Origin of the sequence: Lentzea sp., assembly GCF_035525475.1 — a bacterium.
Lineage (GTDB): Bacteria > Actinomycetota > Actinomycetes > Mycobacteriales > Pseudonocardiaceae > Lentzea.
The window spans coordinates 63,739-78,049 of sequence record NZ_DATLEC010000261.1 but is presented as its reverse complement, the minus strand read 5'-3'; the positions used below and the strand labels follow the sequence as shown (position 1 = coordinate 78,049).

At 70.3% G+C, this 14,311-nt stretch carries 12 protein-coding genes; 8 read left to right on the top strand and 4 right to left on the bottom strand.

Annotated elements, in window-relative coordinates:
• Positions 1-176 precede the first annotated feature (176 nt).
• Entirely contained in the window at positions 177-566 is a 390-nt protein-coding gene (locus VM306_RS39840; RefSeq protein ID WP_325524557.1) for a VOC family protein, read from the bottom strand.
• Positions 567-700: 134 nt separating this feature from the next.
• Between VM306_RS39840 and VM306_RS39835 the strand changes: the two genes are divergently transcribed.
• Both VM306_RS39835 and VM306_RS39830 read left to right on the top strand, forming a co-directional pair.
• Positions 701-3,904, top strand: a complete 3,204-nt coding sequence (locus VM306_RS39835; RefSeq protein ID WP_325524554.1) for a GH92 family glycosyl hydrolase — start codon at positions 701-703, stop codon at positions 3,902-3,904.
• A 38-nt stretch (positions 3,905-3,942) separates the two neighbouring features.
• On the top strand, positions 3,943-4,836 hold the full coding sequence (locus VM306_RS39830; protein ID WP_325524552.1) for a phosphotransferase: 894 nt from the start codon (positions 3,943-3,945) through the stop codon (positions 4,834-4,836).
• Here the strand turns inward: VM306_RS39830 and VM306_RS39825 are convergent.
• The gene (locus VM306_RS39825; protein ID WP_325524550.1) at positions 4,831-5,739 is read right to left on the bottom strand and encodes an RluA family pseudouridine synthase; all 909 of its coding nucleotides are present in this window, start codon (positions 5,737-5,739) and stop codon (positions 4,831-4,833) included. The two genes, VM306_RS39830 and VM306_RS39825, sit on opposite strands and share 6 nt — an antisense overlap.
• A 93-nt stretch (positions 5,740-5,832) precedes the next feature.
• On the opposite strand from VM306_RS39825, the gene VM306_RS39820 reads away from it, so the two are divergent.
• Positions 5,833-6,696: an EamA family transporter gene (locus VM306_RS39820; protein WP_325524547.1), complete on the top strand. Its 864-nt coding sequence runs from the start codon at positions 5,833-5,835 to the stop codon at positions 6,694-6,696.
• On the opposite strand, the gene VM306_RS39815 is transcribed toward VM306_RS39820, so the two are convergent.
• The gene (locus VM306_RS39815) at positions 6,599-7,486 is read right to left on the bottom strand and encodes a LysR family transcriptional regulator (RefSeq protein ID WP_325524545.1); all 888 of its coding nucleotides are present in this window, start codon (positions 7,484-7,486) and stop codon (positions 6,599-6,601) included. The two genes, VM306_RS39820 and VM306_RS39815, sit on opposite strands and share 98 nt — an antisense overlap.
• A gap of 80 nt (positions 7,487-7,566) precedes the next feature.
• On the opposite strand from VM306_RS39815, the gene VM306_RS39810 reads away from it, so the two are divergent.
• Together VM306_RS39810 and VM306_RS39805 are read left to right on the top strand one after the other, a co-directional pair.
• On the top strand, positions 7,567-8,169 hold the full coding sequence (locus VM306_RS39810; protein WP_325524542.1) for a hypothetical protein: 603 nt from the start codon (positions 7,567-7,569) through the stop codon (positions 8,167-8,169).
• The gene (locus tag VM306_RS39805; protein ID WP_325524539.1) at positions 8,166-8,837 is read left to right on the top strand and encodes a fibronectin type III domain-containing protein; all 672 of its coding nucleotides are present in this window, start codon (positions 8,166-8,168) and stop codon (positions 8,835-8,837) included. Before VM306_RS39810 ends, VM306_RS39805 begins: the two co-directional genes overlap by 4 nt.
• 179 nt (positions 8,838-9,016) lie before the next feature.
• Here VM306_RS39805 and VM306_RS39800 read toward each other — a convergent pair whose 3' ends face one another.
• Positions 9,017-9,661, bottom strand: a complete 645-nt coding sequence (locus VM306_RS39800) for a hypothetical protein (protein WP_325524537.1) — start codon at positions 9,659-9,661, stop codon at positions 9,017-9,019.
• A gap of 247 nt (positions 9,662-9,908) precedes the next feature.
• Here VM306_RS39800 and VM306_RS39795 point away from each other — a divergent pair, with 247 nt between their 5' ends.
• Genes VM306_RS39795 through VM306_RS39785 form a run of 3 tightly spaced genes read left to right on the top strand, consistent with a single transcriptional unit; the run spans position 9,909 to position 14,154 of the window.
• On the top strand, positions 9,909-12,089 hold the full coding sequence (locus tag VM306_RS39795) for a hypothetical protein (protein ID WP_325524536.1): 2,181 nt from the start codon (positions 9,909-9,911) through the stop codon (positions 12,087-12,089).
• The gene (locus VM306_RS39790; protein WP_325524534.1) at positions 12,086-13,051 is read left to right on the top strand and encodes a MoxR family ATPase; all 966 of its coding nucleotides are present in this window, start codon (positions 12,086-12,088) and stop codon (positions 13,049-13,051) included. The genes VM306_RS39795 and VM306_RS39790 overlap by 4 nt, the downstream gene beginning before the upstream one ends.
• Positions 13,048-14,154: a DUF58 domain-containing protein gene (locus VM306_RS39785; protein ID WP_325524532.1), complete on the top strand. Its 1,107-nt coding sequence runs from the start codon at positions 13,048-13,050 to the stop codon at positions 14,152-14,154. The genes VM306_RS39790 and VM306_RS39785 overlap by 4 nt, the downstream gene beginning before the upstream one ends.
• Positions 14,155-14,311 lie beyond the last annotated feature (157 nt).

Here is a 14,311-nt window from a genome sequence, read left to right as displayed (position 1 = left end):
TTGTCTCATCCGAGGAATCCTGGATGTGAAACAGTGCTGAGGTTGGCATCGGTGGTCCAGACCAGTCAAGGGTCTAGACCTGTTCTGCCGAGTGTCGGCGTCCGCTTGGTGGTATCGCTCTCACCTTCGCGGCGTTGGTGTTGGCGTCTCCCGCTGTCCGGGCGCGGTGCTCGCCGTCAAGCTTCCGAGCCTGAGCCGTACGGGCGCGTGATGATCTCCAGTGCGTGGCCGTCCGGGTCGTTCCAGTACACGCCTCGGCCGCCGTCGTGGGTGTTGATCTGCTGCGGCTTCGACTTGTACGGGTCTGCCCAGTGATCGATTCCCTGTTCCTTGATGCGGTTGAAGATCTGGTCGAACTCCTCCTCCGTCACCAGGAACGCGTAGTGCTGGCCGGTGATCGGGCCGCTCACCGTCATGTAGTCGAGGGAGACGCCGTTCGCCACTTCCACCACGGTGAACGGGCCGAAGCGGGTTGCGTCCGGCAGGCCCAGGAGGGTGGTCAGGAAGCGGGCTGAGCGCTCTTGGTCGGTCGCGTGGACGATGGTGTGGTTGAGCTGTACGGGCATGTCTCCTGCTTACTCCAGGAGCCGTGCCCTTGTCCTGGGGTCGGCGGCTTATCGAGACGACCGACACCGGTGCGCGCGTTGCCGACCACTGAAGGGGGTGTCGGGACGGCGGTGTTCCGGCGATACTGCCCCCTATGCGGACACTGGTTGTAGTCGGACTGTTACTAGGGTTGACAGTCCCTGCGCAAGGGGCTCAGGCGGCTCCGGCGGGGGAGGAACCTTCTTCCCTGGTGAACCCCTTCGTGGGGACGCAGAACTTCGGCAACACCTTTCCCGGTGCCTCGGTGCCGTTCGGAATGGTGCAGGTCAGCCCTGATACGGGAGGTCAGGGCGGGTACGACTACAAGGCCACCTCCATCTACGGGTTCTCGCAGACGCACCTGTCGGGCGTGGGCTGCGGCGTCATGGGCGAGCTGCCGGTCATGCCGACAGTCGGGTCCGTTGACAACGTTGACATCAACGCTTACAAGTCCGAGTTCAGCCATTCGGACGAAACCGCGCAGCCCGGGTACTACCGGGTCGGGCTGTCGAAGTACGGGGTGAACGCCGAGGTCACCGCCACGCAGCGGACCGGGTGGCAGCGGTACACGTTCCCGTCTTCGGGCGCGGCCAACGTCCTGTTCAACACCGGGCGGTCCAACCAGACGGTGCTGGACTCGGAGATCCACGTCGTCGGTGACCGGACCATCGAGGGGCGGGTGCGCAACGGCCGGTTCTGCGCGGGCAAGGACGAGCACACCGTCTACTTCACGGCGTCGTTCGACCGGCCCTTCGCGTCGTTCGGGTCGTGGCGGGGGAGCGCTCCCACGCCGGGGAGCCGGGATGCTGCCGGTACGGGTGGGAACGGTGCCTGGGTCACGTTCGACGCTTCGGCCGACCGCGATGTCGTGCTGAAGGTCGGCCTGTCCTACACCGGGCTCGACGGTGCGCGGAAGAACCTCGCGGCGGAGGCTCCCTCCTACGACTTCGACTCGGTCACGGCGGCCGCGAAGGACGTGTGGAAGAAGCAGCTGGACGCCGTGAAGGTGGCCGGTGGGCCTCGGGAACGGCAGGTCGCGTTCTACACCGCGCTCTACCACTCGGTGCTGCACCCGAACCTCGCCGGTGACGTCGACGGCAAGTACATGGGCTTCGACAACAAGGTGCGCACGGCCTCTGGCTACACGCCGTACCAGAACTTCTCGCTCTGGGACACGTACAGGCCGCAGAACCAGCTGTTGCAGATCCTCGAACCCAAGGTCGCCCGTGACGTCGCACTGTCCGTCGTGGCCAGTGGACGGGACGGCGGGTGGCTGCCGCGCTGGGCGCTGGCCTCCTCCGAGACCAACATCATGACCGGTGACCCGGTGACGCCGTTCCTCGTCGAGGCCTGGTCGAAGGGGCTGCTGAAGGGGTTCGAGGAGGAGACGTACCAGCTCCTGCGCACCAACGCCACGTCGTTGCCTCCCGCCGACTCGCCGTACAACGGGCGGTCCGGTGTCACCTACTACCAGGACCGCGGCTACATCCCGTCCGGCCTGGAGCTGGGCGAGGACTGCGCGCACAAGGGCGGCGACAACGACTGCGTGCACCCGGCCTCGGCCACGCTGGAGTACTCGGCGGCCGACGCCTCGCTCGCGTTGATGGCCAAGGGACTGGGCAAGCGGGCCGACGCCCGCATGTTCGCCGACCGCGGCCAGTGGTACCGCAACCTCTGGGACTCGTCGATCGGCCAGTTCCGGCCGCGCACCGCCGCCGGCACCTGGCTGACGCCGTACAACCCCGTCGACGCCTCGCACCAGTTCCACGAGGGCGGCGCCTACCAGTACCAGTGGCTCGTGCCGCAGGACCCGGCCGGCCTGGTGTCGCTGATGGGCGGCCGCAAGGAGACGGAGAAGCGCCTCGACTCGTTCTTCGCCTACGACAAGCTGCTCGTCGACCCCGCCGGCACCGCCCGGCAGGACTGGATCACCGAGCCGTACGACTACTACGGCAAGCCGACCTACAACCCGAACAACGAGCCCGACCTGCTCGCGCCGTACATGTACCTGTGGTCGGGCACGCCGTCGAAGACCGCGACGGTCGTGCGGGCGGCGATGACGTTGTTCACCACGGGACCGGACGGCATGACCGGCAACGACGACCTGGGCACGATGTCGGCCTGGTACGTCTTCTCGTCGCTGGGCCTGTACCCGACGTTCAACGGCGCGGACTTCCTCGCGTTGTCCTCGCCGCAGTTCGAGTCCGCCACTGTCCGGATCGGACAGTACGGCTCCCAGGGCGGCACGCTGACCGTGTCGGCGAAGGGCGTGTCGGACACCAACCGGTACATCAAGAACGTGTCCTTCGGCGGTCGTGACGTCCGCAAGACCTACCTGACCTGGACCTCGTTGCAACGCGGCGGAAAGCTCACCCACGAGGTGTCCTCGAAGCCGTCGTCGTGGGGCACCGGCCGTTCGGACGAGCCGCCGTCGCTGAACGACGGCAACGCGGACTCGCGCCGGGCGCTCTCCGCGTCGTTGCGCAACTCCGAGATAGTGGTGCCGGCCTCGGACACCGCGCAGTCGTTCACGCTGCAGATGGACGTGCTGGCCCAGTCGCCCGGTGCGACGACCGTGCGGCCCGAGGTGTCCGCTCCCGCGGGCTGGAAGGTGAGCGGCGCCAAGCCGATCACCATCGTGTCGCGGCACCTGCCGACGCAGAAGACCGTGCCTCTCACGGTGTCGATGCCCGCCGGAGTGGCGCCGGGCTCGTACGAGGTCTCGGTGAAGGTCGAGTCGGTTCGGCTCAAGGCGGTGGTCGAGGTCAAACCGGCCGCGTTGTGCGCGTTCTCGACGTGTTCGGTGGACGTGACGCCGGAGCTCAACCACGACGGCACGGCCACGGTCGCGGACTCCGCGTCCGGCGACTTCGACGGCGGCGGCTGGAGCTACGACGCCGCGCTGCTGCCGGCCAAGGGACCCGTGACGTGGGGCGGCATCACCTACCAGGCGCCGGACCCGACCGGCACGGCGCCGAACTTCGTGGAGGCACGGGGCCAGGGCATGCTGTTGCCGCCCGGCCAGTTCTCGTGGCTGCACGTCGTGGGTTCGTCGCACAACGGCCCGGTGTCGACCGCCTTCACCGTCTGGTACAACGACGGCACCTCGGCGGAGGTCGCGGCGACGGTGGCGGACTGGGCCGGCGGCGGTTCGGCCGTGCTGGAGATGCCGCACCGCATCAAGGCGGGCCAGGGCGTGGACGGGCCGCCGGTGCGGTTGTTCGGCCAGTCGTTGCGCCTCGACGCGACGAAGACGGTCCGTTCGGTGACGCTGCCGAACGATCCGCGGGTGGAGCTGTACGCGCTCACGCTCGCCTGAGGATGGTCTCCACCCCACCGGCCGCGAATACTGGTGGGGTGGAGCTCCTCGAAAGCGGCCGGCGGTCCCGCGTCTGGGCCGACGGCGACCGGATCGTCAAGCAGGTCATCGGTGACCAGGCGGCGTTCGAGCGCGAGGTCACCGCGCTGAAGCTCGCCGAGCACACCGGGATGGTTCCGCGCGTCCTCGACGTCGACCGCGACACCCGGACCGTGGTGCTCGAACGGCTGCGCTCCGACCCGTTCACCGAGGACTGGGTCGTCGACTACGCCCGCGGCCTGGCCCGTCTGCACAGCGCCACCGGCCCCGAGCACGCCGGCGTCCTGCCACGCCAGGAGGTCCCGGACCCGGCGCCGTTCCTGCGGCTCGTGCGGGCTCTCGACGTCGAGATCGGCGATGCCGAGGACGAGCTGGCGTTCGAGGACACCGGGAAGTTCGACCTGCTGCACGGCGACCCGTGCCCCGGCAACGACATGTACACCGAGCGGGGCGCCCGGTTCGTCGACCTCGAGGGCGCGATGCTCGGCGACGGCCTCACCGAGCTCGTGTACCTCCGCATCGGCTTCCCGACCTGCGCGACCGTCACGGAGACGCCCCGCGAGCTGCGGGAAGCCGCCGAGCAGGCCTACTTCGAGGAGCGCGGGTACACCGCGGGCCTCGAAGAAGCCTGCGTGCGGTGGCTGGTGGACGGGAACGCGCTGGTGCAGCGCTCCGACCGGGACGGCCGCGACCACCTCGCCAGGGTCGTCGACGAGGACTGGTTCTGGTACAGCACGACGGCGCGTGGCCGCCTGCTGTACCGGACGCGGGTCGTGGCGACGTTCACCGAGACCCATCCGAAGATGAGCGCGTTGGCGCGGAGGTTGCACGAGCGGATGAGCGCGATCTGGGAGCCTCAGCCGATCGGGACCGTGCGCACGCACGTGTCATGACCAGGCGGACAACCTCAGCCGTGAGGTGAAGGAGCGCTCGACGCCCGACACCGGGTCCACAAAGGACAGCGTGCGGGCCAGCAGCTGCAACGGTGACGAGAAGTCGTCGAGCGGACGCTCCTGCAGCACCGGGTAGAAGTCGTCGTTCAGGATCGGCACGCCGAGGCCGGACATGTGCAGGCGGAGCTGGTGCGTGCGGCCGGTCAACGGCCTCAGGCGGTAGCGGCCCAGTCCGTCGCGGTGCTCCACGAGGGACACGTGCGTCTCGGCGTTCGGCTCGCCGTCGGTCTCGAACGCGGTGATGATGCCGCGTTCCTTCATGATCCGCGACCGCACGACCCGCGGCAGCTCCAGCGAGGGTGCGTACGGGGCGATCGCCTCGTACTCCTTGGACACCACCCTGTCGCGGAACATCGTCTGGTACTTGCCGCGCAGCTCACGGCGCACCACGAACAGCACGAGGCCGGCCGTGACGCGGTCCAGGCGGTGCGCCGGGGAGAGGTCGGGCAGGCCCAGCGAGTCGCGCAGCTTCACCAGCGCGGTCTGCATGATGTGCCGGCCGCGCGGGATGGTGGCCAGGAAGTGCGGCTTGTCGGCGACCACGATGTCGTCGTCCTGGTGGACGACTCCGACCTCGAACGGGACGGGCACCTCGACCGGCAGGTCGCGGTGGAACCAGATGTAGCTGTCCGGCACGAACGGCGCGTCTATCCCCAACGGACCGGCCACGCTCCAGATCCGCTCCTCGCGCAGCATCTCGACGATGCGCTCCGAGGCCACGCGGGGCAGCCGTTCGACCAGGTGGTCGCGCAGGAGCAGCCACGGGCCTTCAGGGGGCAGCTTCAACCGGGCCGCGTCCAGGCCGTTGCGCTGGGGGAGGGGGGAGGAGGGTTTGCGTCTCATCGCACCGGTCAGTCTAAATGTTCGGAAGAACCGACCGATACCGCTCGAAAACGTCCGCTGTACCGAAGGGACCCGGTCAACGAGGCTGTACGCATGCCGGTCCTCCTCGTCCTCGCCTCGGTCGTCTCACTGCAGTTCGGCGCGGCCTTCGCCAACCAGCTCTTCGGGCAGATCGGCGCGCCCGGTGCGACGGCGCTGCGGCTCGGCATCGCGGCGTTGATGCTCGCCGTGGTCGTACGGCCGAAGTTCCGGCAGGAGACGCTCGTGCTCGGGATGACCATGGCCGGCATGAACGGCACGTTCTACCTGGCGCTCGACCGGATCCCGCTCGGCGTGGCCGTGACGATCGAGTTCCTCGGGCCTCTCGGGCTGGCGGCGGTGCTCAGCAGGAGGGCGAGGGACTTCGTCTGGGTCGCGCTGGCGCTCGCGGGCGTCGTCGTCCTGGGCGTGCGCGAGTACACGGGCGCGAAGCTCGACCTGATCGGGGTGGCGCTCGCGTTGATCGCGGCCGTGTTCTGGGCCGCCTACATCCTCGCCGGGCGGAGACTGGCCACCGCCGGGCTCGGCACCGGTGGACTCGCCGGCGCGAGCCTGATCTCGGCGGCGCTGACGTTGCCCTACGGGTTGTCGACGGCCGGTGCCGCGTTGTTCGAGCCGAAGATCCTCCTGCTCGGCACGCTGGTCGCGCTGCTCGCGTCCGCGATCCCCTACACGCTGGAGATCAGGGCGCTCAAGACGTTGCAGCCCAGCACGTTCGGGGTCGTGCTCGCGCTCGAACCGGCCGCCGCGGCGCTGGCCGGCGCGATCCTGCTGGGCCAGCACCCTGGCGTGGTCTCGTTGTGCGGCATGGCCATGGTCATCACAGCCGGGGTCGGAGCGGCGCTACGGAAAGCGCCAGCGCCTCCCGAAACGCCCGCACAGCCGGATGCTGACCTCGTCCTGCCCGTGCCGCGGTGAACAGCAGCCGGGACATCGGCACCGGCAGCTCGTGCAGGTCGACGGTGATCTCGCGGTCGTACCAGACCAGATCCGGCAACAGGGCGACCGCGAGATCGCGTTCCACGAACCGCAGCTTCACCAGCACGTCCATCGAGGAGAAGCGCACGTCCGGCTCGAAACCGTTGTGGCGGCACCAGTGCACGTTGAACGTCCGCTGCGGGTAGCCGGCGGGTTCCATGATCCACGGGTAGGAGCCGATCTCGCCCACGGGGAGTCCACGGGGGACGGCCAACCGGATCGGGTCCCGGTACAGTTCCCGGTAGTCGAGACCGGTGAACCGGGCCTCCGGCTGGTCGGGCCACTCCTCCGCGAAGACGAGGTCGAAGTCCCTGGCGTTCAACGCCGAGAGCGCTTCCGCGGGGTCGAGCACCTGGAACTCGATCCGCAGCGACGGGTGCTCGTCCCTCATGCGCGCCAGCGTCGCCGGGATCAGCGCCAGCGCCGCCGTCTGGAACGTCGCCACCCGCAGCGTGCCGGTGACCTCGTGCAACGACGCGGCGACCTCCGACTCCGCCTGCTCCAGCCGGGCGAGGACCTCCTCGGTGTGCCGCACCAGGATCTCGGCCTGCGGCGTGAGCTTCACGCGCCTGCCGACCGGTTCCAGCAGAGGCACGCCGACCTCGTTCTCCAGCAACGACAGCTGCTGCGACACCGACGACGGGCTGTAGTTCAACGCCTGCGCGACGGCCGCGAGCGTCCCTCTCCGGGACAGTTCGCGCAGCAGTCGCAGACGATGGAGGTCGAACACCCGATCATTATCCGATACAGTGCCGCTACCGCCCCCTGAGAAAACGTGCTGTCCTCAGCACGTCTTGAGGAGGTATCGGTATGTCCACACGACTCCGCACCATCGCGGGGATCGCCGCGGCAACCGGTCTGCTCGTGTCGGGCTCGCCCGCACAGGCCCAGGTCGAAACCGGTCCGTGGACCAGCTACTCACCGTCGTTCACGGTGCAGGAGCGCGGCTGCGGCACGGTGAACGACCTGACGTTCCGGCTCACCTGTTCCACCGCGGACGGTGACCAGCGCGCCGAACGCCGGTACGCCACCTACTCGGGCGGCACGCGGCAGTTCGAGGGCAGCTTCCGGATCACGAGTCTCGGAGGCACCCGCATCAGTCTCAAGCAGACGTTCCGGGAGTCGCCCGACACGGGCCCGTTCTACATGCTCGCGGTGGAACGCGGTGGGCGGCTCTACGCCGTCCACGGCGGCACGACCGTCGCGACCGGAGCGACCGTGGGCACGACGGTGCGCGTCAACACCGTGCACAACACGGCCACCGAGATCCGCACCTACATCAACGGTTCGCAGAAGCACAAGTACGCGAGCAACGGGTCGAGCTTCTACGACAAGTTCGGCGCGTACCGGACGTCCAGCGGCCAGGGACCTGCCACGGTCGTCTGGAGCAACGTCAAGTTCTGGCGCAAGTGATCCGACGGCTCACGATGGTGGGACTGCTGTTCCTGGCTGCCTGCGGCCAGGAACAGCGGGACCCCGTGCTGACGTCCGAGCTGACCTCGCCGATCGACGTGACGCTGCACTGGCGTCCGGAGGCGGGGGTGGCCGGGCAGGTCGTCGAGTACGCGAACGCCGCCGACGGCGACTACGTGGTCCTGGAGTTCGCCCCGCCGGGCAGGGACTCCTACCGGCACCCGGACCTGATCCCGGAGACGCGGTTCTACTACCGGGTCCGGCCCTTCAACGGGCCCGCGTCGGCCACGGCGGACATCACGCTGCCACCCGGTGACGAGGTTCCGGACACGGACGGCCACGCGTGGGCGGAACCGCGGAGGGGTGGCGGTGGGACGCATCCGGTGGCCTCACCCGAGGCGGCACCGGGGAAGTTCGCGTTCGAGGTGAAGCACGCCAACGGGATCCTCTTCACCTGGGAGGACCGCGCGTCGGACGAGGAGGGTTACCTGATCGAGCTCAAGCCCCCAGGCGCGCATGACTGGCGGGTCGCGGCGCAGCTCGACCCGGACGTCACCTCGTTCGGGTTGATCACACTCCCAGACGAGAAAGCGGCGACCTTTCGGGTGCGGCCCTTCCGGTTCGGACCACCGTCGAACGTGACGCACCAGCGGACGGGGAGGGTCTGAGCGCCTGTCTGGCACACCACGCGCTCGCGGCGAGCAGTAGCGCCGCGAGCGCGTAGGGCCAGGTCGTGTGTTCCGTGATCGCCAGACCGGCGTTCGTCGCGGACAGCAGGCCGAAAACGCTGGTGAGCAGCCACCAGGTGAGTTGATCTTCGCGCGCGTGGGCCGTCATATCGGCCGGGTTACCCGTTCTCGAGCTCCTTCACACCTTCTTCTTCCTCTTTCTTCTCGCCACGGCGGCGCATGAAGCCGAAACCGGGGATGCCGAGGATCGCCTGGCGCATGTCGCTCGTGACCTCGAGCAGCTGGTGCAGCTCGGGGCCGACCTTGTCGAGGGTGGCGAGGATCGGCAGGATGTCGCTGGTCAGGTGCTCCGTGAGCACCGGCAGCTCGTCGATGAGCTTGATCGCCGCCTCGACCTCCTGCGGCGAAAGCTCCTCCACGAACCGCTGTGCGAGCGGATGGGCCTGCTTGGCGAGGGGTTCGTAGACGCCGATCAGCTCGTCGGCCGTCTTCGCGGTGTGGCCGGCCGTCGCGACCACGTGCGCGGCCCGCTCCGTGATGTCGTTCGCGCTCGCCGTGATCGCGCGGACCTGGTCGACGGCCTTCTCGGCGTCGGTCACGACGTTGGCCGTGCGCTCGACGAGGTCGTCCGCCTTCCGCACGATGCCGTCGACGGCGTCGATCGTGCCGTTGACCTTGCGGACGAGCTGTTCGACCTCGCCGATCAGGCTCAGCACGCGGCTGGGGACCGCGGCGACGGCCGCCGTCGTGTCGAGGGCGGCGCCGAGCGCCTGCTTGGCAAGTCCCATGCCGGGGATCTCCATACGACCACCTTATTCAGGTGCGGGCCCGCCCCGCGGAGCAGGCGCGGACGCGTCGGCGCTGATCTGTTCAGATCCCAGCGTTACCCGTTTCGGCGCAGAGCCATTCGGTTTCCGGAAGTGTCAGACCCCGTCATTACTCTCGCTGATGTCTGCCAGTCGGCTGACCGGGCGAACCGGGAACCGTGCGCCGTCCGAAGCTGTCATAGCCCGGGGTTAGCATCCCCGGCGGGTGAGGGAGGGGCGCGCAATGTCTTGGTGGCACCGGGTCGGACGAGTCATCTCCGGTGGAGGGCGGGAGTCGGCGAGCGTCGTCGCGGCGCTGCTGGGCGTGCTGGTGCTCGCGGGCGCCGCGCTCGGGCAGGGCATCTCCCGGACGTCGGTCGCGGTGTCGGACGGGCTCACCTGGCTGGGTGACGACCAGCGCGGTGAGGTCGTGCAGGTCAACCCCGTGTCGGGCAAGCCGCAGACGCGTCTGCAGATCAGCGGCCCCGACTCGCAGCTCGAGATCGCGCAGGAGGACGGCCGGCTGATCGTCCTGAACCGGCGCACCGGCGAGATCACCGTCATCGACCTCGCCACGCTGCTCGCGTCCGGCCGCCGCCAGGCGCCGCCCGGTGCGACGAGCAAGGTGCTGGTGTCCAACGGGATGGTGTTCGTCGTCGACCGCGCGGCCGGCACCGTGCACACCGCCGACCCGTTGACGCTGGCCGACGTCGGGCAGACGTGGCAGGCCGGGCAGCCCCTCGCCGACGCCGTCGTGGACGAGCGCGGCGTGCTGTGGCTGGTCGACCACGGCGGCACGTTGCGGTCGCTCGACTGGTCCGACGACGAGGAGCGGTTCCAGGAGCGGTCGCACCGGCAGGTCAGCGGCGCCGGGCCCCGCACGGTGCTCGTGCCGCACGACCAGGGTGTCACGCTGATCGGTCTCGACGGCGGTGTCGTGGTGCGTGACGGCACCGGCGAGGACGTGTCGAGGTCGACCGACCGCACCGATGCCGAGGTGATCGCGGCGCAGACCTCGCCGTCGGACCTGGTGCCCGCGTCGGTGCCCGACTCGTCCGCGGTCGTGCTCGTCGTCGACGGACAGGTGCAGCGCGTCGACGTGGGTGCCCTGGGCTGTCCGAAGCCGGGACGTCCCGCGGTGTTCCGCGACAGGGTCTACGTGCCCTGCAAGGGGTCCGGCAAGGTCATCGTCCTCGACCGGGGTGGCCGGCGCGGTGGTGACGACGTGCGCACGTCCGGCGGGTCCGACCCCGAGCTCGTGTTCGACGACGGCCGGTTGTTCGTGAACGTGCCGGGCTCGTCGACGGGCGTGCTGGTCGACACCGACGGCGCGACGCGCTCGCTGACGATCCGCAGCCCCGAGCTGCCGGTGAAGGACCCGGACCGCTCGCCGCCGCCTTCGGTGCCGCCGCCCCCGCCGCCGAACCCGAACGAGCCGACGAAGCCGCCGCGCAACCCGGGCAACGGCAACGGGAACAACAACGGGCCGACCACGGAGGTCGCGCCGCCACCGCCGTCGTCCGCGCCTCCTTCGTCTTCTTCCGGTGGTGCGGCTCCGGCCGCGCCCGCCGGTGTGACGGTGCGGGAGAAGTCGCGCTCCGCCTCCGCGGTGGTCGTGACGGTGAGCTGGGCCGCGGTCACGTCGTCCGATCCGGTGGTCGGTTACACGGTCGCGGGTTCCGGCTCGTTCAGCGGTGGTTCGGTGTCGGCCCAGGCGGCCGGCACGTCGGCTGATCTGTCGGTGCCGTGCACGGGTTCCAGCTTCTGCACCAGCGGCAGGCTGGACGTGGCGGTGCGCGCGTCGACCGCCACGCAGGCCGGTGCCGCGGGCATGGCGTCGTTCACGGTGACGGCCCCGAACACGCCGCCGCCTAACACCCCGCCCCCGAACACCCCACCGCCCAACACGCCCCCGCCGAACACGCCCCCGCCCAACACCCCGCCTCCGTACACGCCTCCGCCGACGACGACCACGACGCCTCCGCCCCCGCCGTCGTTGCCGACCGCGGGAGCCGCGGTGATCACCGCCATCTCAGGAGGCCGCAACGTCCCGTCGCGCCGGGTGACCATGGCGCCGCCCGCGGACTGGGCGAGCCACAACGGCCGGTGCGAGGTCGTGAACAAGACGTACGGCTACGCGGTCGGCATCGCGTGCAGCGCCACCACGGCGACGATCGACCTGGAGGAGGGCGTCAACTCGATCGTCGTCCGTGCGTACGCGGCTTCGGGTGCCGGTCAGGTCGACTCGGCGGCGAGGAACGCGTCCTACCTGGAGGACGGCTGCCTTCCGAACAAGCCGACGTGCATCCCGCAGAGGGTGCCCGCCGGAGCGGAGACCGCGCCGATGGGTGCGGGTGGGCTGGGGCTGCTGGCGTGTGCGTTCCTGCTGCGCATCGGTGTTCGTCGTGGAGATGAGGAAAAGTGATCGACACCGGTGAGGTCTCCGCGTTCCGCGACCTGCACACGCGGCTCGGCGACGCGGTCGAGGCCGCCGTGCGCGGCAAGCGCGACGTGGTCGACCTGGTGCTGGTGGCGATGTTCGCGGGCGGCCACGTGCTGCTCGAGGACGTCCCCGGCACGGGCAAGACGACGCTGGCGCGCGCCGTCGCCGGTGCACTGGGCGGCATCTCGCGGCGCGTGCAGTTCACGCCGGACCTGCTGCCGTCCGACGTCACGGGCACCTCGGTCTACGACCCGCAGACGGGACAGATCCGGTTCCGGCCGGGTCCGGTGTTCGCGAACGTCGTGCTGGCCGACGAGATCAACCGCGCGGCGGCCAAGACGCAGTCCGCGCTGCTGGAGGTCATGGAGGAGCGGACCGTCACGATCGACGGCGTCGGGCACGCGGTGCCGGACCCGTTCCTGGTGGTGGCGACGCAGAACCCGATCGACCTCGACGGCACGTACCGGCTGCCCGAGGCACAGCTCGACAGGTTCATGCTGCGCACCTCGATCGGCTACCCGTCGGTCGAGGACGAGCTCGACGTGCTGCGCCCCGGCAGCGGCGCGGGCAGGGTCGCCGACGTGAGCACGGTGACGTCGCCGCGCGAGGTGAGCACGTTCAGCGAGCGGTTGCAGCTGCTGCACGTGGCCGACCCGATCCTGCGCTACGTCTCGGCTCTGGGCACGGGCACGCGCACCGACGAACGCCTGCGCCTCGGCACCTCGACGCGCGGGCTGCGGACGCTGGTCCGGTGCGCCCAGGTGTACGCGGCGTCGAAGGGCAGGCACTTCGTGGTGCCGCAGGACGTCCAGGACATCGCGGACCCGGTGCTGGCCCACCGCCTGGTGCTGACGCGGGAAAGCGTGCTGGCGGGCGTGACGACGTCCGAGGTGCTGGCCGACGTGCTCTCGCGCGTGGCGGTGCCCAAGCCCGCGGCGCAATGAGGCTCACCGTGCGCGGCACCGGCACGGCGGTGCTGGGCCTGCTGATGCTCGGCGTCGGCCTGTGGTGGCGTTACGCGGGCATGGCGGCGTTCGGCCTGGCCCTGACCGCCCTGGTGGTCGCCTCCGCGGTCTCGGTCCTGGTCGCGTCACCGTTGTCGGTGTCGCGCACCGTCCGCCCGCGCACCGTGCCACGGCTGGCTCGGTGCAGCGGACGCATCGAGCTGTCCGCCGTGGGCCGCTGGCCGGTCGCGCTGGACGCCGTGGACATGGTGGCGGGCTCGCCCATGTCCGTGGACGTGCCGCTGCTCGAGCCGGGCACGGTCGAGGCCGTCGACTACGCGATCCCGACCGAACGACGGGGCGTGTTCGACGTGGGCCCGCTGACGTTGCGCCGCAGGGGCCTGGCCGGCCTCGCCCAGGCACGCACCGTCCTCGGCGAGGTGGTGCAGGTGCGGGTCGTCCCGCGCGTGCTGCCGGTACGGGGCCTGCCATCAGGCGCACGCCGGGGCCAGGTGGGCGCCGACGAACGGGTGGAGCGAGGCGGCACGGACCTGGTGGGCCTGCGCGAGTACGTGCCGGGCGACGACCTGAGGCGCCTGCACTGGGCGACGTCCGCGCGCACCGGCACCCTGATGATCCGCGAGGACGCCGACCCGGCCCGCCCGCACCTGGCCGTCCTGCTGGACGACAACGCCTCCTCCTACACCGACGACCAGCGCTTCGAGGAAGCCGTCGAGGTGGCGGCCTCCCTGGTCACCTCGGCGCTGGAGCAGGGTCACCCGGTGCGGCTGCTGACGTCGTCAGGGGACACCGACATCGAGGAGAACCAGGACGCGGCCCCGGTCCTGGCAGCTCTGGCCGACCTGGAGCTGCGGGAAGCCGACGGCCGCCCGACCGTGCCGGTGCGCGACCTGGACGTGGTGGCCGTGATCAGCGGCAGGACGGTACCGGCCCTGGTGCTGGAGGCGGGCCGCGCGGCGTTCGGCACCGTGCTGGTGGTGGACGAGAAGCGCCCGGTGGGGGCGGCGGGCTCGGTGCTGGTGATCAGCGGGGCCAGGGCGGAGGACCTGGTGGACTCGTGGAACGCGGTGGTGGCCCGATGAGCCGCGAGCGGGTGGCCGGGCAGACGTGCGGTGCCGGGGCGGGAGTCGCCTGGGCGGCCGGTCAGGCGCGGGGTGCGGAGGTGCCGGGAGTCGTTCGGGTGGCTGCCGCGCGGGGACTCGGATCAGGCGGCGTGGCCGCCGCGCGGGAACTCGTCGC